Origin of the sequence: Pseudomonas sp. P42, assembly GCF_017973755.1 — a bacterium.
Lineage (GTDB): Bacteria > Pseudomonadota > Gammaproteobacteria > Pseudomonadales > Pseudomonadaceae > Aquipseudomonas > Aquipseudomonas iridis.
Window position 1 is genome coordinate 166556 of sequence record NZ_JACOPU010000005.1, and the last position, 23083, is coordinate 189638.

General features: G+C 59.4%; 25 protein-coding genes and 1 tRNA gene. 12 read left to right on the forward strand and 14 right to left on the reverse strand.

All coding sequences use genetic code 11. The features are described 5' to 3' along the window. Nucleotides 1-10: 10 nt before the first annotated feature. Nucleotides 11-985, reverse strand: coding sequence for an alpha/beta hydrolase family protein (locus H8B20_RS17580; protein ID WP_210624030.1), 975 nt, complete (start codon nt 983-985; stop codon nt 11-13). A 67-nt stretch (nt 986-1052) separates the two neighbouring features. Further along, nucleotides 1053-2111, reverse strand: coding sequence for a PDDEXK nuclease domain-containing protein (locus H8B20_RS17585; protein ID WP_042557189.1), 1059 nt, complete (start codon nt 2109-2111; stop codon nt 1053-1055). 375 nt (nt 2112-2486) lie between these two features. Here H8B20_RS17585 and H8B20_RS17590 point away from each other — a divergent pair, with 375 nt between their 5' ends. Continuing rightward, nucleotides 2487-2768: a YceK/YidQ family lipoprotein gene (locus tag H8B20_RS17590; protein WP_042557190.1), complete on the forward strand. Its 282-nt coding sequence runs from the start codon at nt 2487-2489 to the stop codon at nt 2766-2768. A 13-nt stretch (nt 2769-2781) separates the two neighbouring features. On the opposite strand, the gene H8B20_RS17595 is transcribed toward H8B20_RS17590, so the two are convergent. The 5 genes from H8B20_RS17595 to H8B20_RS17615 form a co-directional block, all read right to left on the reverse strand. Then, nucleotides 2782-3129 (reverse strand): hypothetical protein, encoded by a 348-nt coding sequence (locus H8B20_RS17595; RefSeq protein ID WP_042557191.1) that lies wholly within the window; start codon nt 3127-3129, stop codon nt 2782-2784. Nucleotides 3130-3254: 125 nt separating this feature from the next. Beyond that, nucleotides 3255-3330 (reverse strand) — tRNA-Phe (locus H8B20_RS17600). 103 nt (nt 3331-3433) lie between these two features. Beyond that, nucleotides 3434-3706, reverse strand: coding sequence for an oxidative damage protection protein (locus tag H8B20_RS17605; RefSeq protein WP_008024947.1), 273 nt, complete (start codon nt 3704-3706; stop codon nt 3434-3436). Continuing rightward, nucleotides 3703-4770 carry an A/G-specific adenine glycosylase gene (mutY, locus tag H8B20_RS17610; RefSeq protein WP_210624031.1) on the reverse strand — a complete coding sequence of 356 codons (1068 nt, stop codon included), beginning with the start codon at nt 4768-4770 and terminating at the stop codon, nt 3703-3705. Before mutY ends, H8B20_RS17605 begins: the two co-directional genes overlap by 4 nt. Continuing rightward, complete coding sequence (locus H8B20_RS17615) at nt 4767-6992, reverse strand: AsmA family protein (protein ID WP_210624032.1); 2226 nt, start codon at nt 6990-6992, stop codon at nt 4767-4769. The genes mutY and H8B20_RS17615 overlap by 4 nt, the downstream gene beginning before the upstream one ends. A 353-nt stretch (nt 6993-7345) precedes the next feature. On the opposite strand from H8B20_RS17615, the gene H8B20_RS17620 reads away from it, so the two are divergent. From H8B20_RS17620 to hisF, 6 genes are all read left to right on the forward strand, one after another. After that, nucleotides 7346-9010, forward strand: a complete 1665-nt coding sequence (locus H8B20_RS17620; RefSeq protein WP_042557194.1) for an OFA family MFS transporter — start codon at nt 7346-7348, stop codon at nt 9008-9010. Between the two features lie 273 nt (nt 9011-9283). Continuing rightward, on the forward strand, nt 9284-9877 hold the full coding sequence (gene hisB / locus H8B20_RS17625; protein WP_042557195.1) for an imidazoleglycerol-phosphate dehydratase HisB: 594 nt from the start codon (nt 9284-9286) through the stop codon (nt 9875-9877). Then, nucleotides 9877-10515, forward strand: a complete 639-nt coding sequence (gene hisH / locus H8B20_RS17630) for an imidazole glycerol phosphate synthase subunit HisH (protein WP_210624033.1) — start codon at nt 9877-9879, stop codon at nt 10513-10515. The genes hisB and hisH overlap by 1 nt, the downstream gene beginning before the upstream one ends. Beyond that, a complete protein-coding gene (locus H8B20_RS17635; protein WP_210624034.1) occupies nt 10516-10776 on the forward strand; it encodes a DUF2164 domain-containing protein in 261 nt (86 codons plus the stop codon). Between the two features lie 103 nt (nt 10777-10879). Next, nucleotides 10880-11629: a 1-(5-phosphoribosyl)-5-[(5-phosphoribosylamino)methylideneamino]imidazole-4-carboxamide isomerase gene (hisA, locus tag H8B20_RS17640; protein WP_042557197.1), complete on the forward strand. Its 750-nt coding sequence runs from the start codon at nt 10880-10882 to the stop codon at nt 11627-11629. A 93-nt stretch (nt 11630-11722) separates the two neighbouring features. After that, complete coding sequence (hisF, locus tag H8B20_RS17645) at nt 11723-12493, forward strand: imidazole glycerol phosphate synthase subunit HisF (RefSeq protein ID WP_007897430.1); 771 nt, start codon at nt 11723-11725, stop codon at nt 12491-12493. 216 nt (nt 12494-12709) lie between these two features. On the opposite strand, the gene H8B20_RS17650 is transcribed toward hisF, so the two are convergent. Beyond that, on the reverse strand, nt 12710-12913 hold the full coding sequence (locus tag H8B20_RS17650; protein ID WP_210624035.1) for a hypothetical protein: 204 nt from the start codon (nt 12911-12913) through the stop codon (nt 12710-12712). A gap of 249 nt (nt 12914-13162) precedes the next feature. Between H8B20_RS17650 and H8B20_RS17655 the strand changes: the two genes are divergently transcribed. Further along, nucleotides 13163-13918, forward strand: coding sequence for a substrate-binding periplasmic protein (locus tag H8B20_RS17655; protein WP_210624036.1), 756 nt, complete (start codon nt 13163-13165; stop codon nt 13916-13918). Here H8B20_RS17655 and H8B20_RS17660 read toward each other — a convergent pair. The 5 genes from H8B20_RS17660 to gpmI all read right to left on the reverse strand — a co-directional run bounded on the left by H8B20_RS17660 (nt 13899) and on the right by gpmI (nt 20546). Beyond that, the gene (locus tag H8B20_RS17660) at nt 13899-15272 is read right to left on the reverse strand and encodes a Vps62-related protein (protein WP_210624037.1); all 1374 of its coding nucleotides are present in this window, start codon (nt 15270-15272) and stop codon (nt 13899-13901) included. The two genes, H8B20_RS17655 and H8B20_RS17660, sit on opposite strands and share 20 nt — an antisense overlap. A 118-nt stretch (nt 15273-15390) precedes the next feature. Beyond that, nucleotides 15391-16167, reverse strand: a complete 777-nt coding sequence (locus H8B20_RS17665; protein ID WP_210624038.1) for a divergent polysaccharide deacetylase family protein — start codon at nt 16165-16167, stop codon at nt 15391-15393. Nucleotides 16168-16169: 2 nt separating this feature from the next. Beyond that, nucleotides 16170-17489, reverse strand: coding sequence for a S41 family peptidase (locus tag H8B20_RS17670; protein ID WP_200613984.1), 1320 nt, complete (start codon nt 17487-17489; stop codon nt 16170-16172). A gap of 31 nt (nt 17490-17520) precedes the next feature. Further along, the gene (locus H8B20_RS17675; protein WP_210624039.1) at nt 17521-18825 is read right to left on the reverse strand and encodes a murein hydrolase activator EnvC family protein; all 1305 of its coding nucleotides are present in this window, start codon (nt 18823-18825) and stop codon (nt 17521-17523) included. A gap of 191 nt (nt 18826-19016) precedes the next feature. Beyond that, entirely contained in the window at nt 19017-20546 is a 1530-nt protein-coding gene (gpmI, locus tag H8B20_RS17680; RefSeq protein ID WP_210624040.1) for a 2,3-bisphosphoglycerate-independent phosphoglycerate mutase, read from the reverse strand. A 153-nt stretch (nt 20547-20699) separates the two neighbouring features. Between gpmI and H8B20_RS17685 the strand changes: the two genes are divergently transcribed. From H8B20_RS17685 to secB, 3 genes are read left to right on the forward strand one after another with little or no spacing between them, the layout of a single operon-like run. Beyond that, nucleotides 20700-21113 (forward strand): rhodanese-like domain-containing protein, encoded by a 414-nt coding sequence (locus H8B20_RS17685; RefSeq protein ID WP_042557204.1) that lies wholly within the window; start codon nt 20700-20702, stop codon nt 21111-21113. A 1-nt stretch (nt 21114) separates the two neighbouring features. Beyond that, nucleotides 21115-21369: a glutaredoxin 3 gene (grxC, locus tag H8B20_RS17690; protein WP_210624041.1), complete on the forward strand. Its 255-nt coding sequence runs from the start codon at nt 21115-21117 to the stop codon at nt 21367-21369. A gap of 57 nt (nt 21370-21426) precedes the next feature. Then, nucleotides 21427-21912, forward strand: coding sequence for a protein-export chaperone SecB (secB, locus tag H8B20_RS17695; protein ID WP_042557206.1), 486 nt, complete (start codon nt 21427-21429; stop codon nt 21910-21912). A gap of 181 nt (nt 21913-22093) precedes the next feature. Here the strand turns inward: secB and H8B20_RS17700 are convergent, their stop codons facing one another. Further along, nucleotides 22094-22549, reverse strand: coding sequence for a tRNA (cytidine(34)-2'-O)-methyltransferase (locus H8B20_RS17700; protein ID WP_003220777.1), 456 nt, complete (start codon nt 22547-22549; stop codon nt 22094-22096). On the opposite strand from H8B20_RS17700, the gene H8B20_RS17705 reads away from it, so the two are divergent. Continuing rightward, entirely contained in the window at nt 22548-22988 is a 441-nt protein-coding gene (locus H8B20_RS17705; RefSeq protein WP_210624042.1) for a hypothetical protein, read from the forward strand. The two genes, H8B20_RS17700 and H8B20_RS17705, sit on opposite strands and share 2 nt — an antisense overlap. Nucleotides 22989-23083 lie beyond the last annotated feature (95 nt).

Here is a 23083-nt window from a genome sequence, read left to right on the forward strand (position 1 = left end):
TGAATGAGGCTCAGCTGCGCGGTACTTCCCGCCCCGGTGTGTCGGGGGCCAGTTTGCCGGTTTGCAGCCAGTTCAGAGCGATGGGCCATAGTGTGGCTTGGTATGCGCTGCGAAAAAAGGCGAAATGTCCGACTTGTTGCTCACCGATGTCCTGTGGGGCGATGCGCAGGTGGGTTTTTGGCGCATGGCTGAAGTAGCTGAGCAGGCGCTCGATGGCTGCAATCGTGCCGTAAGGGTCGTCGCTGATACTGATCGCCAAGGTCTGTGCGCGGACGTTGGCAAAGGGCAGTTGGCCTGTTCTCGCCAACATCGCTCTGCCGCTTGGACGACGTTCGTAACGCGCAGTGGGCGTGCTCCAGTCGCGCACTACGCCTGCCGGCGTGTCTTCCAGCCAGCCGAGACGTTTGCCGGGGAAGTAGCCGCAGAACAGCGTTAACAGCGGCATCAGCAGATGCCATTTGCCGAACATCCGCCAGCGCTGTTCAGGCGCGTAATCGCGCCAGTAGGCGAACTGCGCGCCGACGCTGACCAGCCGTCGGATGACCTGTCCGGACTCACCGAGCCCAGCCGCGCAGCCACCAAAACTGTGGCCGACAACATCGATTGGCTGCCCCGGGAATTCCCGTTGTGCGCGCCGGAGCATCGCCTCGAAATCCAGCGCGCCCCAGTCTGTCCATGAGGCGTTCAGGCCTTTGATCGAGCCGCGTCGAGATTCACCGATGCCACGGTAGTCGTAGGTGATGACGTCGAAGCCATTGGCGAACAGATAGGCAGCGAAACGCGAGTAATGACGGCAGTGCACCGAAGTGGCGGCGTTGAGGATTACGACCGGGCGCTGGATGTCGGGCAGGGCATGACGCCAGGTAAAACCGCCAAGGACAAAACCGTCGGCGGCTGTTTCCTTGAACGGATCACCTTGAAGCTCGGCAGCCAATGGCGGCTTGCGCTGCGCAGCTTGCAATGGGGGCGTGTCCTGACAGCTCATGGTGCTCGACCTTTGCGGGATGCTGCCCACGATAGTCTCGACACGCCCAAGGGACAATCCGCGGCGTTTATTCGGTGGATTCAGAGAGCATGCGTTCCTCGATCAATGCTTGTTCTCTTTGCAGCTCCGCTCGCAACTCTTCCACGCTGGGCAGTACTGTTTTGTAACTGCTGGCAAACAGTTGCTCATTGCCTTTGAGGATCGAGTAACGCGCGACCGCCTCGTTATCTTGCGCGCACAAAATGATCCCGACGGTCGGTTTGTCACCCTCACTGCGCTTGAGCTCGTCGTACATGCGCACATACATATCCATCTGCCCGACATCGCGTGCGCTGAGTTGGCCACGTTTGAGGTCAATGATCACGAAGCATTTGAGCAGGTAGTTGTAAAACACCAGATCGATGTACAGATCCGAACCGCCGGCGCTGATGCGTTGTTGTCGAGCCACAAAAGAGAAGCCCTTGCCCAGTTCCAGCAGGAAGCTCTGCAGATGATCGATGAGCGCTTGCTCAAGCCCCGTTTCATTCACCTTGCCCGGAGATGGCAGGCCGAGAAATTCGAGGATGACGGGGTCGCGGATGAATTCACGTGGATTGCAGTTCAGGGCAGCGATGTTGGTGGTGGCTTCCTCGATAACACCGGCCTTGTCCCGGCTCATTAGCAGGCGCTCGTAGTAGAGCGTATTGATCTGGCGATCCAGGGCGCGGCTCGACCAGTTGAGGGTGGCGCATTCGTCCATGTACCACTGGCGAGCCTTTTCACTTTCGACCCTGAGCAGCCTGCGATAGTGGGTCCAGCTCAATTCGTGACGCAGTGCGTCACGAATTGGAAATGCTTGATAAAACAGGCGCATGTAACGAAGGTTCGAGGCATCAAAGCCCTTCCCGAACTGCGCCGTCAGCTCCTTCGCCAGTGTTGCCAGCAACTGCTGGCCATACCCGGCCCGCCGGGCACCTTCCTGTTCAAACTCGACAATATGCCGGCCAATCTGCCAGCAGGTCTGAACCTGAATCGTATCGACCACACGCAGCACTTTTTGCCGAGCCTGGCGAATCAGTTCGCCAAGATCGCCCAGCAATGAATCGATTTTCGGGTCTTGCGTGTCGGCAGGTTCAAGCTTGCTCATCGGGTCTTCCACGTCATTGGAAAAAGGAGCGCAAGCATGCCGGCAGTCGCTGGCCAGGGATGTCGGGCGAGGCTGTGAAGTCAGCAGGAAGACGGGATCGTTGTTGCAGGAAGTTGCTGGTGAAAGCGTTTCAGGTGGCTTCGGTCTGTAGTCCATTTCGTACGAGCGCCAAGTTCAAATCTTTCTAGAACGCGGCCCTCGCGCTTTTGATCAAGCAAAAGGTAACTGTTGTGCTCTGCAACAGCCCGGGAGTCGTCATAACGGCGCAATCTGGTGTTCCACTGGAATGAGCCGGGATAGCGATCAGTGTGATTGCAAAGTTGAGACGCGGGTACAATCCCGCGCCTCATGTTTGGTGATTAAGGACGCGCTGGTTTGAAAAGGATTTTGCGTATTGGCTCAGTGGTGGGCCTGATGTTGATGCTGGCCGGTTGTGGAACGATGATCGGGCGATTGAACGGTGACTCTGCAGAGCCTTACTACAAAGGTGTTGATGGCAACTTGCACTTGCTTGGCGTGAGAGGGGGAGACGGCATGCCCCATGCCGTCATCTGTTACATCATGATCGTCTGCCCGCTGATCACGGTGGTGTCCCTGCCGGTAGATGCTGCAGTGGACACGGTCTTGCTGCCAGTCGATTACGTCAACGCCCTCTGAAAGCAGCCCTGGTTTATCGCTTTGTGCGCTTGCCCTTGGGTTTCTCCACAGACTCCTGCGCTTTGCGATATGCCCATAACCCGAACACCCCGATCACCAGCAAAAAAACAGTGCCTATGCTCTGCCACACAAACTCAATCCAGAACCGCCGAGGTTGCAGGGCCAGGGTGTAGGTGCTGCGCGGGCCGCGATTGTTGGTGGTGATGGAGCCAGTGACCCAGCTGTCGATCAGCATCCAGATCGATGCACTGATGGCGAAGGCCATCAGCACGGCAACGAGAACGGTCAGCCAGTAAGTCACCCGGCTTGGGCGATAGGGCGGCGGATGGGGCAGGGGGATGCGGGTTCGTTTCTGGTTCATCGCGGGGGTGACCCTCTTCCGTAAGGGGCGGCCAAGGTATCGCGAATCCCTGGGGCGGCAACAGCCCTCGTCAAATCGCAGGCATAAAAAAACCCTGAATCTTGCGATTCAGGGTTTTCGGTATTTGGTGCCCAGAGACGGAATCGAACCGCCGACACGGGGATTTTCAATCCCCTGCTCTACCGACTGAGCTATCTGGGCAACGGGGCGCATTAAAAGGGTTTTTCGGATTCTCGTCAACGACTTTTTTAAAATTTCTTAAATTAATTCCGTCGCTTACGATCCGACCCCCGATTTTGCGGGGTTACTCCGCAGGCGGAACGTAGCCTTCGGCCTTGGCGTATTCCTCGCCGGAGAAGTACTTGTCCATTTCGCCCTGAAGATATTTGCGATCTTCGGCGTTCATCATGTTCAGGCGTTTTTCGTTGATCAGCAGGGTCTGGTGTTTCTGCCAGTCGGCCCAGGCCTTGGCCGAGACGTGGTCAAAAATATCCTGACCTTTTGCGCCCGGGAAAGGGGCGCGTTCCAGAGCGGGCAGTTCTTCTTTGTACTTACGGCACATGATGGTGCGGGTCATGCTGACTCTCCTGCATTCAATACGGCGGCCGCGCGTTCGAGCAAGGTCTTGACCGGGGCGGCGAGGCCCAGGCGCGGCGGGGTGGCGAGGTTATACCAGAGCCAGTCGGCATCGGCCACGTGATGGCTGGCCTCCTGTACCTGAACCAGCCAGGGTTCGATGGACAATTGGAAGTGGCTGAAGGTGTGGACGAGGCTCGGCAACGCCTGCTGCTCGCCCAGTGCCAGCGAGTGCTGATCGGCGAGATGTTGCAGGTCGTCGAGGTCATCGAGTTCCGGCAGGCTCCACAAGCCGCCCCACAAACCCGTCGAGGGGCGGCGATAAAGCAGAATCGCGCCTTTGCCATTGGCGAGCATCGGCATCAGCGTGCGCTTCTGCGGGATGGCTTTGCGCGGCTTGGGAATCGGATAGCGCGTCTCCAGGCCGAGCATGTGGGCTTCGCAGCCACGCTCCAGCGGACATAGCAGGCAGCTTGGCTTGCTGCGGGTGCACAGCGTGGCGCCGAGATCCATCATCGCCTGTGTGTAGGCGTTGACCCGATCGTGCGGCGTAAAACGCTCAGCGTTGGCCCACAGCTGTTTGGCGACCTTCGGCTCGCCGGGGTAGCCCTCTTGCGCGGTAAAACGCGCCAGAACGCGTTTGACGTTGCCATCGAGGATCGGCGCGCGCAGGCCCATGCTGATGCTCGCGATGGCGCCAGCGGTGGACAGGCCTATACCCGGCAGCTCCACCAGCTTCTCGACATTGCGCGGAAACTCGCCAGCGTACTGGCTGACGACGATCTTCGCGGTTTTCTGCAGATTGCGTGCGCGGGTGTAGTAACCCAGGCCGGTCCACAGGTGCAGCACTTCGTCTTCCGGCGCTTCGGCCAGTGCTTCGACCGTTGGCAACGCGGCCATGAAGCGGTCGAAGTAGTTGAGCACAGTGCTGACCTGAGTCTGCTGCAACATGATTTCCGACACCCACACCCGATACGGGTTGATGTTCTGCTGCCAAGGCAAATCGTGACGGCCATGGCGGTCGAACCAATCCAGCACCGCCTCTGAAAACTGCTCCGCTCTCATCGCTTGAACAGCCCCTTCAATGCGTTTTTCAGTTCCGGGCTGACTTTGTCGCCAAGTTTCTCGTCGATCTTCTCGCTGAGTTTGTCGCCGGCCAGTTTGCTCGCGACCTGGCCCATGCGTTCGTTGTCCAGACGGCACGCCTTGGCGCCCAGTTCCAGCGGACCACGGCAACGCAGTGGCCACTCGATGCCGACGAATTTGTCGCCGACCTGACAGGCCGGATCCGGCATGGCGCTGGTGTCGCCTTCGACGATGATGCCGACGCGGTAGTCCATGCCCAGCACCCGCAGATCGATGTCGCCGTCACCGTTGACGGTCATGCCCGGAATACGAACCTTGAGGTCCGGGTTGCTGGCAACGCCGTTGCGGAAAGTCAGGTTGCCCTTGAGTTCCTGGAACGGAGTGTCCTTGCCCCGTGGCTCGCCGCTGAGTGATTTGCGATTGAGGGTGGCGATGCCTTTGCACAGTTGCTGCTCAAGGTTGGCGTTGAGCAGCACGCCGTTGTTGATGACAAAACTGGCGTTGCCGTTGAGGCTGTCGATCAGCGCCTGTTGGCTGTTGCCGCTGCCGGTGAGGTTGCTGGTGAGCGTCACCAAACCTGTGACGGGCGGTTTTTTGCCTTGGCTTTCGAGGATTTTTTCCGCTGGCACCCGGTTGATTTTGGTCTGCAGGTTGAGCACCGGGGCGCTCGGGCGCACGTCGAGGGTGCCTTTGGCTTCGAAGCCGCCGTTGTACAGCTCGCCGCTGAGGTTACCGAGGGTCAGCAGGCCGCCCTGGCCGGTGGCTTTGAGCGCGGCATTCTGGATCGGCAGTTTGTCGAGGGTCAGTTGGCCGAAAGTCAGGTCGGCGTCCACATCGAGTTTGGCCAGGCGTTCAACCGGCAGCAGGCGCTCGGTGCTCCAAGCGGTTTTGCTAGGTTTGTCTGGCAGCGGTGTAGAACCCGCACCGGCGATGGCATTGGCTTCGGTGCTGGCGACTTCGGCCTGACGGGTTTGCGTGGCGTTGATGGCCTTTTCCGATTTCGGCGGCAGGTAACGGTCGACGTTGAAGGTGTCTGCCTTGAGGGTCGCCCGCAACGATTGCTTGGCGAAGTCTTCGACGGCGATGCGCCCGCTGAAGCTGCTGTCGTCGAGTTTCAGGTTGATGTTGTCGAACGCGACGCTGGTCGGTGTGGCCGCAATGCGGCTGACCAGTTCGACTTTGCTCAGGCTGCCTTCGGCCATGGCCGGAAGTTTTTGACCGATGCTGTCGACGAATTTCGCCAGATCGAACTGGGCGATCGAGATGCCGCCAGTGATCTGCGGGGTCTTGTCGAGGTCGTTGGCTTTCAGTTCACCCAAGGCGCGCAATTGGTTGGCGGAGATCTTGATTCCGGTCCATTCGGCGACGTTCGCGGCTTTATCGAGCAGTACTTGCCCTTGGGCGGAGAAAGTCATGGTCTTGCCTTGCAGCGGATCGCCCGCCACTTCGCCGGAGAGCTTCATGTCTTCGAATTTGTAGCGTTGCAGGGCGCGCTCGAAGCGCAGCTCGCCGTTGAGCTCGGTGCGCACGCGCAGCACCGGTTGATTGGTGCCGAGAAATGCCGTGGCCTTGATCGGGATGTTGGTCGAGTCGTGCACCGGGCCGGTGCTCAATTGAATGCTCTCGGCGCTGAACTGCTTGCCGCTCAGTTCATCGGTGTACTCAACGCGGGCGTTGTTGACGGTCAGGCTGTCGATGTCGAGGCGGATCGGCTGCGCCGGTTTTTCTACCGCTACAGTGGGCTCGCTGGCGGGTTGACCGGGAGCAGTGGCCGGCGGCGTTGCACCAGGCGCGACTGGCGCCTTGCCGATATCTTCCCAGTTGCCATGGCCGTTCTTGTCACGGTTGAGGCGCAGGTTGAGACCTTCGACGCGCACATCGCTCATCTGCACTTCGCGGCGCAACAGCGGCAGCACGCGCACTGACAGACCGAGCATCTGCAAGTCGGCAAACGGTTCGGCGGGTTTGGCGAGGGTGGCGACGCTGGCTTCGTGCAATTCCAGGCCGAGCCACGGGAACAGGCTCCAGCCGATATCGCCATTGAGCGTCAGCTCGATGTGGGCCTTGTCGCGGGCTATCTGGCGGATCTCGTCTTTATAGTCGTTGGGATCGAAGAGGTGGGTCAGGGCAAAGCCTGCCGCCACAATGATCAGCAACAGCCCGAGAAGTACCAGACCCAGGATTTTGCCGAACGCTTTCATGGGCGAGTCCTTGTAATTAGTCGAATTCGTAATTTAGCCGGGGAGTATAGCGCTGCATCAGTCTTCACTGCTGAGGCGTCCTGCCTTGGTCGTTGACTCGCCGCTTGTAGCGCTTCGACAACGGATGCGATGGGGGTTCCCCGCAGAGATACGATCAGGTGACAGAAAAAAGGTGATATCAGTTTGGTTTTTCTGTCACGTGCAAATGGTAACCTTCGCCGGTTCGTCCGTCCTTCTGCGACTTAACGTCGCGCCTTCAAGGAGCTTCACTCAAAAAAACGGTCATGCCTGCGTGCATAAGGCCGGGGGTGAACAGTGGCTGGCGAACCATACTAATAATTGGGGGATACACAATGAGCACGAGCATCACGGCGGATGGCTTCAAAGCCGATCAGCCCGCGTTCCTGTCCAAGGAACGCATCATCGCCAAGCCCGGTTTCAACCGTTGGCTGGTTCCACCGGCCGCTCTGGCCATTCACCTGTGCATCGGCATGGCCTACGGCTTTTCGGTGTTCTGGTTGCCGTTGTCCAAGGCGCTGGGCGTTACTGCACCGGTGGCTTGCGCGCCGGACATGAGCTTCATCGCACAAGTCTTCTCGTCGCAATGCGACTGGCCGATCTCGATGCTCGGCTGGATCTACACCCTGTTCTTCATCTTCCTCGGCTGCTCGGCAGCGATCTGGGGTGGCTGGCTGGAACACGCCGGGCCACGTAAGGCTGGCGTTGTATCGGCTCTGTGCTGGTGCGGCGGTCTGCTGATTTCGGCGCTGGGGATTTATACCCACCAGATCTGGTTGATGTGGATCGGTTCCGGCGTGATCGGTGGTATCGGTCTGGGCCTGGGCTACATCTCGCCGGTGTCGACCCTGATCAAGTGGTTCCCGGACAAGCGCGGCATGGCGACCGGCATGGCGATCATGGGCTTCGGTGGTGGCGCGATGGTCGGTGCACCGTTGGCCGCAGCGCTGATGGGCCACTTCGCATCGCCAACTGGCGTCGGCGTGTGGCAGAGCTTCCTGGTAATGGCCGCGATCTACTTCGTGTTCATGATCGGCGGGGCACTGTCCTACCGTGTGCCGCCAACCGGCTGGAAGCCTGAAGGCTGGACCGCTCCGGCGAAAAAAGCCGCGAACGCGATGATCACTCATCGTCACGTACACGTGAATGTGGCGTGGAAAACCCCGCAATTCCGTCTGGTGTGGCTGGTGTTGTGCCTGAACGTCTCTGCCGGTATCGGCATCCTTGGCATGGCTTCGCCATTGTTGCAGGAAGTGTTCGGCGGCAAATTGATTGGTGTTGACCTGCCGTTCGGCCAGCTGGATGCCGGGCAACTGGCTTCCATCGCCGCAATTGCTGCCGGTTTCACCGGTCTGCTGAGCCTGTTCAACATTGGTGGCCGCTTCTTCTGGGCATCGTTCTCGGACTACCTGGGTCGTAAAAACACTTACTTCGTGTTCTTTGCGCTGGGTTTTGCCCTGTACGCGTTGATCCCGAACCTGGGACACCTGGGCAACGTTGCGCTGTTCGTGGCGGCGTTCTGCATCATCCTGTCGATGTACGGCGGTGGTTTTGCCACGGTTCCGGCGTATCTGGCCGACCTGTTCGGAACGCAGATGGTTGGCGCGATCCACGGTCGTCTGTTGACCGCTTGGGCGGCGGCCGGTGTGCTTGGTCCGGTGCTGGTGAACTACCTGCGTGAGTATCAACTGAGCATCGGCGTTGAACGCGCCGCCGCTTATGACATCACGCTGTATATCCTCGCCGGTCTGCTGGTGCTGGGCTTCCTGTGCAACCTGCTGGTGCGCCCGGTGGCTGACAAGTACTTCATGACCGATGCCGAACTGGCTGCCGAACAGGCGCTGGGCCATGACAAAGGTGCCGATGCGACCACCGTTCTGGAATGGAAAGCGGCACCGGGCAGCAAGCCGTTGGCTGTCGCTGCGTGGCTGGTGGTGGGTATTCCGTTGGCGTGGGGTGTGTGGGTGACCCTGCAGAAAACGGCGGTACTGTTTAACTAAGTTGTTAGCTGCATAAGCGCGAAAACGGTGGGAGCGAGACTGCTCGCGAAGACGGAGTGTCAGTCGACATAAATGTTGGCTGATCTACCGCTTTCGCGAGCAGGCTCGCTCCCACACTTGTTTTTGTGGTGTGCCCGGTAGCTTGTATGCACATGTCTACCCACGACACCCCCGGATTCACTCCGTCAGTCATATCACCTCTCGTGTTTCTGTTTCGCGCCCGCGTGCCTATAATGGCTGCCTTTTTCGCCCAATGATTTTGCGGAGCTGGTGATGGCCGAACGTAAGGCTTCTGTCGAGCGCGACACTCTGGAAACCCAGATCAAAGCCTCGATCAACCTTGATGGCACCGGAAAGGCCCGATTCGATATCGGTGTTCCTTTTCTTGAGCACATGCTGGATCAGATCGCCCGTCACGGGTTGATCGACCTGGATATTGAATGCAAGGGCGATCTGCATATCGACGACCACCATACGGTGGAAGACGTCGGTATCACCCTCGGCCAGGCTTTCGCCAAAGCCATCGGCGACAAAAAAGGCATCCGTCGCTACGGCCACGCCTATGTGCCGCTCGATGAAGCGCTGTCGCGCGTGGTGATCGATTTCTCCGGTCGTCCGGGCCTGCAAATGCACGTGCCGTACACCCGCGCCACCGTTGGCGGCTTCGACGTTGACCTGTTCCAGGAATTCTTCCAGGGCTTCGTCAACCACGCGCTGGTCAGCATGCACATCGACAACCTGCGTGGCACCAACACTCACCACCAGATCGAAACCGTGTTCAAGGCTTTCGGCCGCGCGCTGCGCATGGCTGTGGAGCTCGACGAGCGCATGGCCGGGCAGATGCCATCGACCAAAGGCGTTCTGTAATGCAGACGGTTGCAGTTATCGATTACGGCATGGGTAACCTGCACTCGGTGGCCAAGGCCCTCGAGCACGTCGGCGCCGGTAAAGTGTTGATCACCAGCGATGCGAACGTGATCCGCGAAGCTGACCGTGTGGTGTTTCCGGGTGTCGGCGCGATTCGCGATTGCATGGCGGAGATCCGTCGCCTCGGGTTTGATTCGCTGGTGCGTGAAGTCAGCCAGGATCGTCCGTTCCTCGGCATCTGTGTCGGCATGCAAGCCTTGCTCGATACCAGCGAAGAGAACGACGGCGTCGATTGCATCGGCCTGTTCCCGGGCGCGGTGAAGTTCTTCGGCAAAGACCTGCATGAAGACGGCGAACACCTGAAAGTCCCGCACATGGGCTGGAACGAGGTGAAGCAGAAGGTCAGTCACCCGCTTTGGCACGACATTCCGGACATGGCGCGTTTCTATTTCGTGCACAGCTACTACATTGCCGCCGCCAACGCGCGGCAGGTGGTGGGCGGCGGTCATTACGGTGTCGATTTCGCTGCAGTGCTGGCCGATGGCTCGCGTTTCGCCGTGCAGTTTCACCCGGAGAAAAGCCATACCCATGGCCTGCAATTGCTGCAGAACTTCGCAGCGTGGGACGGTCGCTGGTAAATGGCCGCCAAGAAGTCCAAACCGCCGATCCTGACCCTCACTCCCGAACAGGAGAACGAGGCCAATCACAAGATCAAGCGGTTCATGGAGGATCGTTTCGAACTGGACCTGGGTTCGTTCGAAGCGGCAGAAATTCTTGAGCTGTTTACCCGCGAAATTGCTCCGCACTATTACAACAGGGCGATTTTCGATGTGCAGACCCACCTCAAAGAGCGGTTTGAAAGCATCGAAAGCGACCTGTGGGCGCTCGAGAAAGAATAGGAGCAGCGGCAAGCTTTAAGCTGCAAGCTGCAAGAAGTAGACACGCGTGCGCGCTTGCAGCTTACGGCTTGCAGCTTGCAGCTCTTTTGACGAAGGAAAAAGCATGCTGATTATTCCCGCTATCGATCTTAAAGACGGTGCCTGCGTGCGTCTGCGCCAGGGCCGCATGGAAGATTCCACGGTGTTCTCCGATGACCCGGTGAGCATGGCTGCCAAGTGGGTGGAGGGCGGCTGCCGTCGTCTGCATCTGGTCGACCTGAACGGCGCCTTCGAAGGCCAGCCGGTCAACGGCGAAGTGGTTACCGCCATCGCCAAACGCTATCCGAACCTGCCGATCCAGATCGGCGGCGGTATTCGCTCGCTGGAGACCATCGAGCACTACGTAAAGGCTGGCGTGAGCTACGTGATCATCGGCACCAAAGCCGTGAAAGATCCGGCCTTCGTCGCCGAAGCATGCCGCGCGTTTCCGGGCAAAATCATCGTCGGCCTCGACGCCAAGGACGGTTTTGTCGCCACTGACGGCTGGGCTGAAATCAGCACCGTGCAGGTCATCGATCTGGCCAAGCAGTTTGAAGCCGACGGCGTGTCTTCGATCGTTTATACCGACATCGCCAAAGACGGCATGATGCAGGGCTGCAACGTACCGTTCACCGCCGCGCTGGCTGCGGCAACGAAGATCCCGGTGATCGCTTCCGGCGGTATCCACAACCTCGGTGACATCAAGTCGCTGCTCGACGCCAGGGCGCCGGGCATCATCGGCGCCATCACTGGCCGGGCGATCTATGAGGGCACTTTGGATGTTGCAGAGGCTCAATCTTTTTGTGATGGCTACGCGGCCAGCTCCAAGTTGTAAGCTGCAAGCTGCAAGTTAGAAACTCGACCGTGATCGGCTTTTTCTTGCAGCTCGTAGCTTGAAGCTTGCAACTCTTAATCGGAGATTAAGCCCATGGCGTTAGCCAAGCGCATCATCCCTTGCCTGGACGTGGATAACGGCCGGGTCGTCAAAGGTGTGAAGTTCGAGAACATCCGCGACGCCGGTGACCCGGTGGAAATCGCCCGTCGTTATGACGAGCAGGGCGCCGACGAGATTACGTTTCTCGATATCACCGCCAGCGTCGATGGCCGCGACACCACGCTGCATACAGTCGAGCGCATGGCCAGTCAGGTGTTCATCCCGCTGACCGTTGGCGGTGGCGTGCGCACCGTGCAAGACATCCGCAACCTGCTCAATGCCGGCGCGGACAAGGTGTCGATCAACACCGCAGCCGTGTTCAACCCGGAATTCGTTGGCGAAGCCGCGCAGCACTTCGGCTCGCAGTGCATCGTCGTCGCCATTGATGCGAAGAAGGTTTCCGGCCCGGGCGAAACCCCGCGCTGGGAAATCTTCACCCACGGTGGGCGCAAGCCGACCGGTTTGGACGCGGTCGAGTGGGCGAAGAAAATGGAAGGCCTGGGGGCCGGTGAGATCCTGCTGACCAGCATGGATCAGGACGGCATGAAAAACGGTTTCGACCTCGGCGTGACCCGCGCCATCAGCGATGCACTGGGCATTCCAGTGATCGCTTCCGGTGGTGTCGGCAACTTGCAGCACTTGGCCGACGGCATCCTTGAAGGCCACGCTAGCGCAGTGTTGGCGGCGAGTATTTTCCATTTTGGCGAATACACCGTGCAGGAAGCCAAGGCCTATATGGCCCATCGCGGGATCGTGATGCGCTAAGTGCCTCAGATGCGGCGGCGCCGCTTGGCGGTTCAGATCGATCGTCAAGCGGCCAGGTCCTCAATCTGTCCCAGAGCTTTGCAGCAGATCTGCACGGACCTCTGAAGCGCTTAGATTCCGATCCATGGTGTAACTGCACAGCGTCAATGGCAGAGCATCGAGCGGTACCAGAAAGCTGTCGCCTATCTTGGTGTAGGACATGGGATCGATAGTCGCTCAGTCCGTTGCTCCCACGGGGCCGGCGTATATCCGAGTCCAAATATTGCGATCATCGGTTTCACGATATTTGATTAAAAGATAACCAGCGTCAGGCGTGATTTCAGGTGTCGGTTCGGGCAACCTGCTTGTAACGGCGTCGACGAGACGTGCGGCCAGGATTTGTAAATTTTCAAGTGAACCAACGGTGAGTTGTTGCTCCACTGAGTCGGTTCCCACAACACACAGATAATATAAGCCAGCCTCGCGGCCAATCGGCGCGTCTATTATTCCGCCTAGTGTACTTATGGCATTGTTGTAATGTGCTGGTGAATAACAGTCGTGTGCATCACGTACAGTTTTTGATCGATAGAAGTATCGCGAAATCCGGATGCGCTAAAACGGTACAGGCCAGTGGACAGCATGGCGTGCCCAAGGCACTCTTGGGCACGCCATGGATTTCGGTAGCCCGACATGTTCAAACGCCTGCTTCTTGTTCTTGCCAGTGCCTCTGTGTTGCTGCTCAACACCGTCCGGGCCGAAAACAGTCCCGACACTGATCTGGTGCTCCTCACCGAAAACTTCCCGCCCTACAACATGGCGAAGAACGGCAAGAATTTCGCCCAGGGCGAGAACATCAACGGCATCGCCACCGACATCGTTCGCGAGATATTCCAGCGTGCCGGCGTCACTTACAGCCTGACCCTGCGGTTCCCCTGGGAGCGGGTGTACAAACTGGCGCTGGAAAATCCCGGTTACGGTGCCTTCGTGATGGCGCGTCTGCCGGATCGCGAAAAACTCTTCAAGTGGGTCGGTCCGATCGGCCCCGATGACTGGATCCTGTTGGCCAAGGCTGACAGCAAGATCACCCTCGAAACCCTCAATGACGCGCGCAAGTACAAAATCGGCGCCTACAAAGGCGACGCGATTGCCGAGACGCTGACCAAGCAAGGCTTGAAGCCCGTGGTCGTGCTGCGCGATCAGGACAACGCCAAGAAGCTGGTCAGCGGACAGATTGATCTGTGGGCAACGGGAGATCCTGCCGGGCGTTACCTCGCGCGGCAGGAGGGTGTGACGGGGCTGAAAACGGTGCTGCGCTTCAATAGCGCCGAGTTATACCTGGCGTTAAACAAGGACGTCTCCGATGACGTCGTCGCCAGGCTGCAGGACGCGCTCGATCAACTGCGCAAAGAAGGTGTAGTGGACGAAATCATGGCGCGGTATCTGTAACCTCCTCCAGCGCCGTTTCCGCCAGCGGGGTGGCACTATCGTTGTCCGTCGCGGGGATGTCCGCGACCCCTGGCACTTGCGCTTCCGGCGCCACAGCAACCGTGCTCGCAGGCGCCCCCGGTGTGTATTGGCTGATGTGCAGGCTGCGACCGTCGGTATAACTGAACGTAGTGGTCACCGGCGTACCGTCTGCGCGCACAAGACTGTAGTCACTCTGAATCAGATAAACCGCCACGGCCTTATGGCTGTCCACTACCGCTACGACGTCGATCGCAGAGGTGTCGAGCCATTCATTGTTGGGCATTTCGCATTGCGTCAACTCATGGCTGAGCCGCGCCGAAAACAGAAACGGACTGGGTGCCTGCGCGCCCCACTGCACGCCAAATTCGATGGAGGTCAGTGTCGAGAACGCCCATTGACCTCGCGTGCGTTGCGCGCGCTGGGCTGACCATCGGAATGTCGTACTGTCTTGCCCGCTGTTGTGACCATGGCCGACGAGCACATAGTGATCCGTGCGCTCCAGTTGATAGAAGGGCGAGTGGTCGCGCTGCTCCAGTGGAGTGAACAAGGGATCCTTGACGGCGAACCAGGGCAGCCTGGCGGTGTAGGTCGGCTGCTCAGGCGCGTGCAGGGGCTCAGGCGTCACCCCGAGGAGCACGGGTGCTGTCGGTTTTGGATTGACCTGAACCGCAAGGTGGAGGCGTAACGAATACACCAGAAAATTCGCCGGCAACGCGTAACCGCTGACTCCGGCGAACGTGCCGGGCGCCAGGTGCATTTCCCCCGAAGCGGCCACCGGCGGCGCGGCGCTCCACGTGCTGATGCTCTGCCGCGCACCACTGCCTTTGTCATTCCAGATCAGATCGCAAGTGGCTGACGCGCTGACAAGGTCGGCCCGTACGCAGCGAACGGCATTGCGAGAAGGTTTTTCGTGGCTGTTGGAACACACCGAACCCAGCGCGACGTAACCTTCCGGCGGGAGAGGGCGCCAGACGGAGCCGTTCTTGGTCGCGCCGGAGCCTGAGTCTTTCCAGACCAGCTCGAAGTCGGTCGGTGCGCTCAGGGCCTTGCCTTTTTCGGGATCGGCCGCCGGTGTGCTCGCCTCGCACACCACCGCCACGACTTTCTTGTTGTTGATGTTGTCACGGCCCGGATGGACGACGTCGCCCAATGGAAAGTAGCCGGGCAGCACATCGGCCGCCGGGGTCGGGCGCCAGAAAGACGCCGGTTCCGCGCTGGAGCCGTAGGTGTCCCAGATGCTCAGGAACTCGGTCGTAAAGTTGATCAGCAGGTTGTCGACCCTGATGGGTTCCCTCTGCCAGTCGGATACTTGAGCGTTGTCGTAAATAGTCATGGTCACTCCTGATAGTTGAACAGCGACTCAGGGGAGTCGCGACCTGTTGCAGGTCTCACTATCCGGAAGTGCGAGGGGTGACTGGTGGTAACTATCTATTGCCTGACGCAACAGGCCGTTACCGGTAGAGGCCGTCCTTGCCATGACCGGCCATGGCGCGATTGCTGCGCACGCTGATCATTTGTTTGATGTCGATCCACTCAATGCCTTGAGCTTTAAGCTTGGGCAGCTCTCGCTCCAGCACGGCCAGCGTTTGTGGATAAGGATGGCCGATCATTACCGCTGAACCCTGTTTGCGCGCGAGGCTGATCGCGGTCTGCAACTGGGTGAAGATTGCCGCCTCGGTGCGCTCGTCATCGAGAAAAACATCGCGCGAAACACTCGCCAGATTGATCTTCTGCGCTTGCTGCGCGGCCACGGTCTGCGCACTGGTGCGGCTGTCGACGAAGAACTTGTGGCGTCGCTGCAACTCTCCCATCAACCAGGCCATTGCCTCCGGTTGCGCCGTCATGCGGCTGCCCATGTGGTTATTGATGCCCGCGGTGTACGGGACCATTTTGAACGCGGCGATCAGACGCTTTTCGAGTTCTTCGATGGGCAGTTCGGGATGCCAGGCGTATGGGCCGGTCGCCGGATCCATGGGCATGTGCAAGATGACGATCTTGCCGGCCCGATGGGCTTCACGGGCGAATTCGGTGGCGTGAGGCGTGTCGGGCATGATCGCCGCGGTCACCGGGCCGGGCAGGGCCAGCACGCGGCGATCCCGGGGCAGGCTTTGCCCCAGGTCATCGATGATCAGTGTCAGGTAGGCTTTGTGAGGCGTAGAGCCGGCGGGTTGTGCGTGAGCAGCACCCGCCAGACAGCACAGCAGAACGAAGACGAAACGCAAAGACATCCTCAGCGGCCGGACGTAATGCTCAGGCCTTTGAGCAGGCTCAGGGCCTGGGCCAGTTGGTAATCGTCATCCTGCGGCATGGCCTTGGCCTTGCCTGCGGAACCGCTCGGTTTGTCGGCGCCGCCATTGCCGTTGCCCAAATGGCCCTGCAGATCGGCTTCCTTGAAGTATTCGCTGTCCGCCTCGCTGGTGATCTTGGCTTTGCGCACTTCGATGTCCGGGACGATGCCCTGGGCCTGGATCGAACGGCCATTGGGCGTGAAGTACAGCGCGGTGGTGATCTTCAGTGCGCGGTCGTTGTTCAGCGGCAGCACGGTCTGTACCGAACCTTTGCCGAAACTGGTGGTGCCCATGACCACAGCGCGTTTCTGGTCCTGCAGGGCGCCGGCGACAATTTCCGACGCCGAGGCGCTGCCACCGTTGATCAGCACGACCATCGGCACTGCTTCGCTTTCGTCTTTGCCGGTAGCAGAGAAACGCAGCTCGGAGTTGGCGATGCGGCCTTTGGTGTAGACGATCAGACCTTTGGTGATGAAGTGGTCGACCACTTCCACCGCGGCCTGCAACACGCCACCCGGGTTGTTGCGCAGGTCGAGAACGATGCCGTTGAGCTTCTTGCCGTTGTCCTTGCGCATCTTCGCCAGGGCCTTGGAGACCTCATCGCCGGTCTTGACCTGGAACTGAGTGATGCGGATATAGCCGTAGCCCGACTCCAGCAGCTGCGACTTGACGCTCTTCACCTGAATCACGGCGCGCGCCAGGGTCACGTCGAATGGCGGGCCACCGTCGCGTACCAGGGTCAGGGTGATTTTCTGGCCGATCTTGCCGCGCATCTTGTCCACGGCTTCGGTCATGGTCTGGCCACGAGTCGGCTGACCGTTGATCTTGACGATGAAGTCGCCAGCCTGAATGCCGGCCTTCGACGCAGGCGTGTCATCGATTGGCGAGACGACCTTGATAAAGCCGTCTTCGGCGCCGACTTCAATGCCCAGGCCGCCGAACTCGCCGCTGGTGCTTTCCTGCAACTCGGTGAAGTCTTCAGGGCCCAGGTAAGCCGAGTGCGGATCAAGGTTGCTGAGCATGCCCTTGATCGCGTTTTCCAGCAGCGTCTTGTCGTCCACCGGCTCGACGTATGCGGCTTTGATCCGGTCCATGACCTCGGCAAAGGTGCGCAACTCTTCCAGCGGCAGCGGGGCCTTGGAGGTCGCAGCTGTGCCTGCCGGAGCGACGGCCGGAGCCGGTTGAGCGGCAAACGCCAGAGGCGCGCCGATCACCAGGGCGATCGTCAGGGCCAGCGAGGTAAGGCGGGACAAATGCAGCATGTCGAACAAACTCCTGAATTAGGTGGTGCGCTTATCCTTGCGCACGACACCATTGCGCCGGATCACTCGGGTGACCCTGCTGACGAATTGCAAAATACAGCGCTGATGTGTCCTGACCGCCACTGTTACCGACAGTGGAGATGGACTCACCGGCTTTAACCACGTCACCCGCTGACTTGAGCAGTGTCTGGTTGTGACCGTAAAGACTCAGAAAACCATTGCCGTGATCGAGGATCACCAGCAACCCGGCGCCCCGCAGCCAATCGGCAAACACCACGCGTCCACCGTGTACGGCATGCACCTGGCTGCCGGCGGAGGCGCTGATCATCACGCCATCCCACTTGGTGCGGGCGTCATCGCCACGGCTTTCACCGAAGCGTGCCAGCAATCGACCATCAACCGGCCATGGAAGTTTTCCCCGGGTTGCCGCAAAAGCCCCGCCAAAGGTTTCGCCACTGCTGGAAACCAGTGCGCCGGGAGACGATTTGACAGGTTTTCGTGGGGCGTCACTGGTGTCCGATTCTGCATCCGCGTGGGCTTGCGCCTCACGCAAACGCTTTTTTTCCGCTTCCTGCTGGGCGATCAGCGCTTTTTTTCGCGCTTCTTCTGCCTCTCGGGCCTGACGGGCCAAGGTTTCTTCAATGGTCTTGAGGACTTTAGACAGGTCTGCCTGATCCTGCTCGCGGGCGGCGAGTTTCTGGTCGCGAGCCTTGACGTCCTCGTTGAGCTTGGCCAGCACTTGCTGGCGCTCCTTGCGAACTTTTTCGAGTTCGTCGCGTTGGGTGTCGAGGTCGCTTTTCTGTACCAGCAATTGCGCTTGCTGCAAGCCGATGTCTTTTTCGACATTAGCCAGCTGGCGCAGGGTTTCGTTGAAGTTTTTCAGCTGCTCCAGGCGAGCCTGGCTGAGGTAATCGTAATAGGTGAGGGTGCGGGCGAACTTCTCGGGATTCTGCTGGTTGAGCAGCAGTTTGAGGTACTCCTGACGGCCGTTCTGAAAGGCCGCACGGGCCTGAATGGCGATCAGTCGTTGTTGTTCAGTGCGCGCGCTCTGGAGTTTTTTTTTCTCTGCATCGAGTCGTTGCAGCTCGGATTCGCTTTTCTGCAATTCTTTTTGCAGTGCATCGACCTGCTTCTGCAGCTTGCCCAGCTCGGTCTCAGTGCCCTTGAGCTCTTTCTGTACGCCGGACTTTTCTTCCTGAACCTTGCTCAGCAGCTTTTTCAGCTCGGCAATGTCCTGACGCGTGGCGTCCAGCTGCTGTTGAGTTTGCGCGCGCTCGTCAGCGAAGGCCGGTTGGAGCAGGCAGGTCAGAGCGAGGGCAATCAGGACGCGAAGCATAGGGGCGGGCGGCACCAGGGTAATGGACGGCCTAGTATGCCCGCCCGAGGCTGCAAAAAAAACGCCCAATTGGGGCTGTGTGATAACTGGAGCGCCAGACAGGCTTAATTCCATTTCGAAAACCCCATAAACCACTGTGGGAGCTGGCAAGCCAGCTCCCACAGGGTTGAGCGGTGTTTTGAGGCCGCGGATTAAACCAGAATCGAAGTCCCGGTCATTTCCACCGGTTTTTCCAGACCCAGCAACTTGAGCATGGTCGGCGCCACGTCCGCCAGCACGCCGCCTTCACGGACCTTGAGGTCACGCTTGCCGACGTAAATGAACGGCACCGGCTCGGTGGTGTGTGCGGTGTGCGCCTGGTGAGTTTCTTCATCGGCCATTTTTTCGACGTTGCCGTGGTCAGCGGTGATCAGCGCTTCGCCGCCCACCTTGTCCAGTGCTTCGACGATGCGCCCCACACAAGTGTCCAGGCATTCAACCGCTTTCACTGCCGCTTCAAACACGCCGCTGTGGCCGACCATGTCGCCGTTGGCGTAGTTGACCACGATCACGTCGTAACGCTGGTTTTCGATGGCTTCGACAATACGGTCGGTCACTTCCGGCGCGCTCATTTCCGGCTGCAGGTCGTAAGTGGCGACTTTCGGCGACGGGATCAGGATGCGTTCTTCGCCCGGGAACGGTTCTTCACGGCCGCCGGAGAAGAAGAAGGTGACGTGGGCGTATTTCTCGGTTTCAGCGATGCGCAGCTGGGTTTTGCCGTTCTTTGCCAGATAGTCGCCCAGCACGTTTTCCAGGCTGCCCGCCGCGAACGCCGACGGTGCAGGAATGCTCGCGGCGTATTGCGTCAGCATGACGAAACCGGCCAGTTTTGGCTGGCGCGTGCGTTCGAAGTCCTTGAAATCGTCTTCGACGAAAACGCGAGTCAGCTCGCGAGCACGGTCGGCGCGGAAGTTCATGAACACCACGGCGTCACCGTCTTCGACCTTGACCGGCTCACCGATGGTGGTGGCTTTGACGAACTCGTCGCTCTCGCCACGGGCGTAAGCCGCTTCCAGCGCTTGCTGGGCGGTGGCTGCGTTAAATTCGCCGTTGCCGTCGACGATCAGGTTGTACGCCTGGGCCACGCGATCCCAGCGGTTGTCACGATCCATGGCGAAGTAGCGGCCGACGATGCTGGCGATGCGGCCCTTGCCGAGTGCCTGGAACGTCGCATCGAGCAGTTCGATCGACGAAGCAGCGCTTTTGGGCGGCGTGTCGCGGCCATCGAGGAACGCGTGCAGATAGATTTTTTCGGCGCCGCGCTTGAAGGCCAGTTCGGCCATGGCGATCAGGTGATCCTGATGGCTGTGCACGCCGCCATCCGACAGCAGGCCCATGAAGTGCACGGCTTTGCCGGCAGCCACGGCTTTATCCACAGCGGCGCAGATGGTCGGGTTCTCGAAGAACTCGCCGTCACGGATCGATTTGGTCACGCGGGTGAAGTCCTGATACACCACACGACCGGCGCCTAGGTTCATGTGGCCGACTTCGGAGTTGCCCATCTGGCCATCCGGCAGACCGACGTCCATGCCGCTGCCCGAGATCAAGCCGTTCGGCTGGTTGGCCGTCAGGCGATCCAGCACAGGCTTCTTCGCCGCAAAAACGGCATTGGATTCGGGGCTGTCGCTGTGACCGAAGCCGTCGAGAATGATCAGGACCAAAGGTTTAGGCGTGGTAGTCATGGAATCCACTCGTGGCTAATAAAGAAGAGGGCGATGGAAAAGGGAGTTGGAGTTTAAAGCGAAGTTCCGACCGCGTCACCGCCGGACGGGGTTTGGCCCACCATAGTGGCTGTGTATACTGGCCGACATTTTAACGCCCTGGAACCTCCTTCGATGGTTGCTCACCTGATTGAATTTGCCACTAACCACTACATTCTTGTCGGTATCTTCGTCGTACTGCTGGCTCTGCTGCTGGCGCACACGATGCAGGGCGGCGGTAAAAGCCTGAGCACCGGTGAGCTGACCGCACTGGTCAACAAAGACGCGGGCGTGGTGGTAGACATTCGCACAGCCAAGGATTTCGCTGCCGGCCACATCGTTGGCGCGGTGAATATTCCTCAGGACAAACTGGCCGCACGCGTCGCCGAGCTGGAAAAACACAAGGCCAAGACCATCATTCTGGTCGATGCCCTGGGCCAGACCGCTGGCACTCATGCCCGCGAACTGATGAAATCCGGCTTCACCGCCGCCAAGCTGTCCGGCGGGATCTCCAGCTGGAAAGGCGACAACCTGCCGTTGGTGAAGTGACATGTGCGAAGTCATCGTCTACTCCAGCGATTACTGCCCTTACTGCTCGCGAGCCAAGTACCTGCTCGAGAACAAAGGCGTGGCCTTCAAAGAGATCAAGGTCGATGGCAAGCCGCAGGTGCGTGCCGAAATGGCCCAGAAAGCCGGACGCACGTCCGTGCCGCAGATCTGGATCGGCAGCAAGCACGTCGGCGGCTGTGACGATTTATTCGCCCTGGAGCGCGCCGGCAAGCTCGACGCGCTGCTCAAGGCCTGAACGGCTGCACCCACGTACAGCACTCCCTAAAAGACCCAAGATCAGAAAGGATCTGAGATGACTGACCAACAGAACACTGCAGCCAGCGAAGAAGAAACCGCACCGCAATTCTCCTTGCAGCGCATCTACGTACGCGACTTGTCCTTCGAAGCCCCGAAAAGCCCGGCGATCTTTCGCCAGCAGTGGGACCCGGCGGTCGGTCTGGATCTGAACACCCGTCAGAAAGAACTGGAAGGCGATTTCTACGAAGTCGTACTGACCCTGTCTGTCACCGTGAAAAACGGTGAAGAAGTCGCCTTCATCGCTGAAGTGCAACAGGCCGGTATCTTCCTGATCAAGAACCTGGACGCGGCTTCGATGAGCCACACCCTGGGTGCGTTCTGCCCGAACATCCTGTTCCCGTACGCTCGCGAGACCCTGGACAGCCTGGTAACCCGCGGTTCGTTCCCGGCGCTGATGCTGGCTCCGGTGAACTTCGATGCCCTGTACGCGCAAGAGCTGCAGCGCATGCAGGAAAGCGGCGAGACGCCAACCGTTCAATAAAAGCTTTGTTTGCCCCATGAAAAAAGCGCCTTCAAACGGCGCTTTTTTCATGGGGTAAACGAAACCTTCGTGTAGGAGCTGCCGAAGGCTGCGATCTTTTGATCTTGATCCCCGAAAAACAAGATCAAAAGATCGCAGCCTTCGGCAGCTCCTACAGAGGGTTGATAGATCCGCTGCGGTGTTACTTGAAGTCGTTCTGCCGCCACGCCTCATACACGGCCACCGCCACGGTGTTGGACAGGTTCAGACTGCGGCAGCCTTCGCGCATCGGCAGGCGCAGGCGCTGTTCGGCCGGCAGGGCGTCGAGCACTTCTGGTGGCAGGCCTCGGCTTTCCGGGCCGAAGATGAACGCATCGCCCGGCACGAACGCAGCATCATGAAACGGCCGCGAACCCTTTGTGGTGAATGCGAACAGACGTGGATTGCCTAAGCTTTCCAGGCAACTGGCGAGGTCGGCGTGGCGTTGCAGCGTGGCGTATTCGTGGTAGTCGAGACCGGCCCGCCGCAGGCGCTTGTCGTCCATCTCGAAGCCCAGCGGTTCGATCAAATGCAGGTGGCAGCCGCTGTTGGCGCACAGCCTGATAACGTTGCCGGTATTCGGCGGAATTTCTGGTTGAAAAAGGATGACGTGAAACATGCACGGCTCCGAAGGTAAAGATGACGCGCATTCTACGCCGCTAGCGGACTCGCGTTCGAAACTATTCCCGCGGGTGATCGGTTCGCTGGCGATTGTCGGTTTGATGATCGGTTTGATGATTGGCCGCCTGACCACGCCAGACCCGAGCGTATTGCAGCAGGTCGAAGTGACTGAAAGCGGGTTGGTGGTGTGGTTCAACAACGAACCGAAACTGCACGGCGAGATCATCGACGGCACGGTGGCGCTGTTGTTTCAGGCTGATGGGCGGGCGCAGAAAGGCCAGCTCAAGCTCAATGGCAAAGATGTGAATTGGCGTACGCGAGTGAGTGATGGCGGGTTGTTGCTGACGGTGCTGGCGGCGCGGCCGCTGCAGGGAGATTGGGCCGGCAGCGAGGTCGATGACCGCTGGCGGCTGGAGATTCACCTGCGAGAGCAATAAAAGCGGGAATCCCTGACCTGCCTGTATCAGGGTTCCCAAAACGGGGTGGACTTTCGCTTGAGCGAAACGCCCGGTGTAAAGAGGGAACCCCCGGC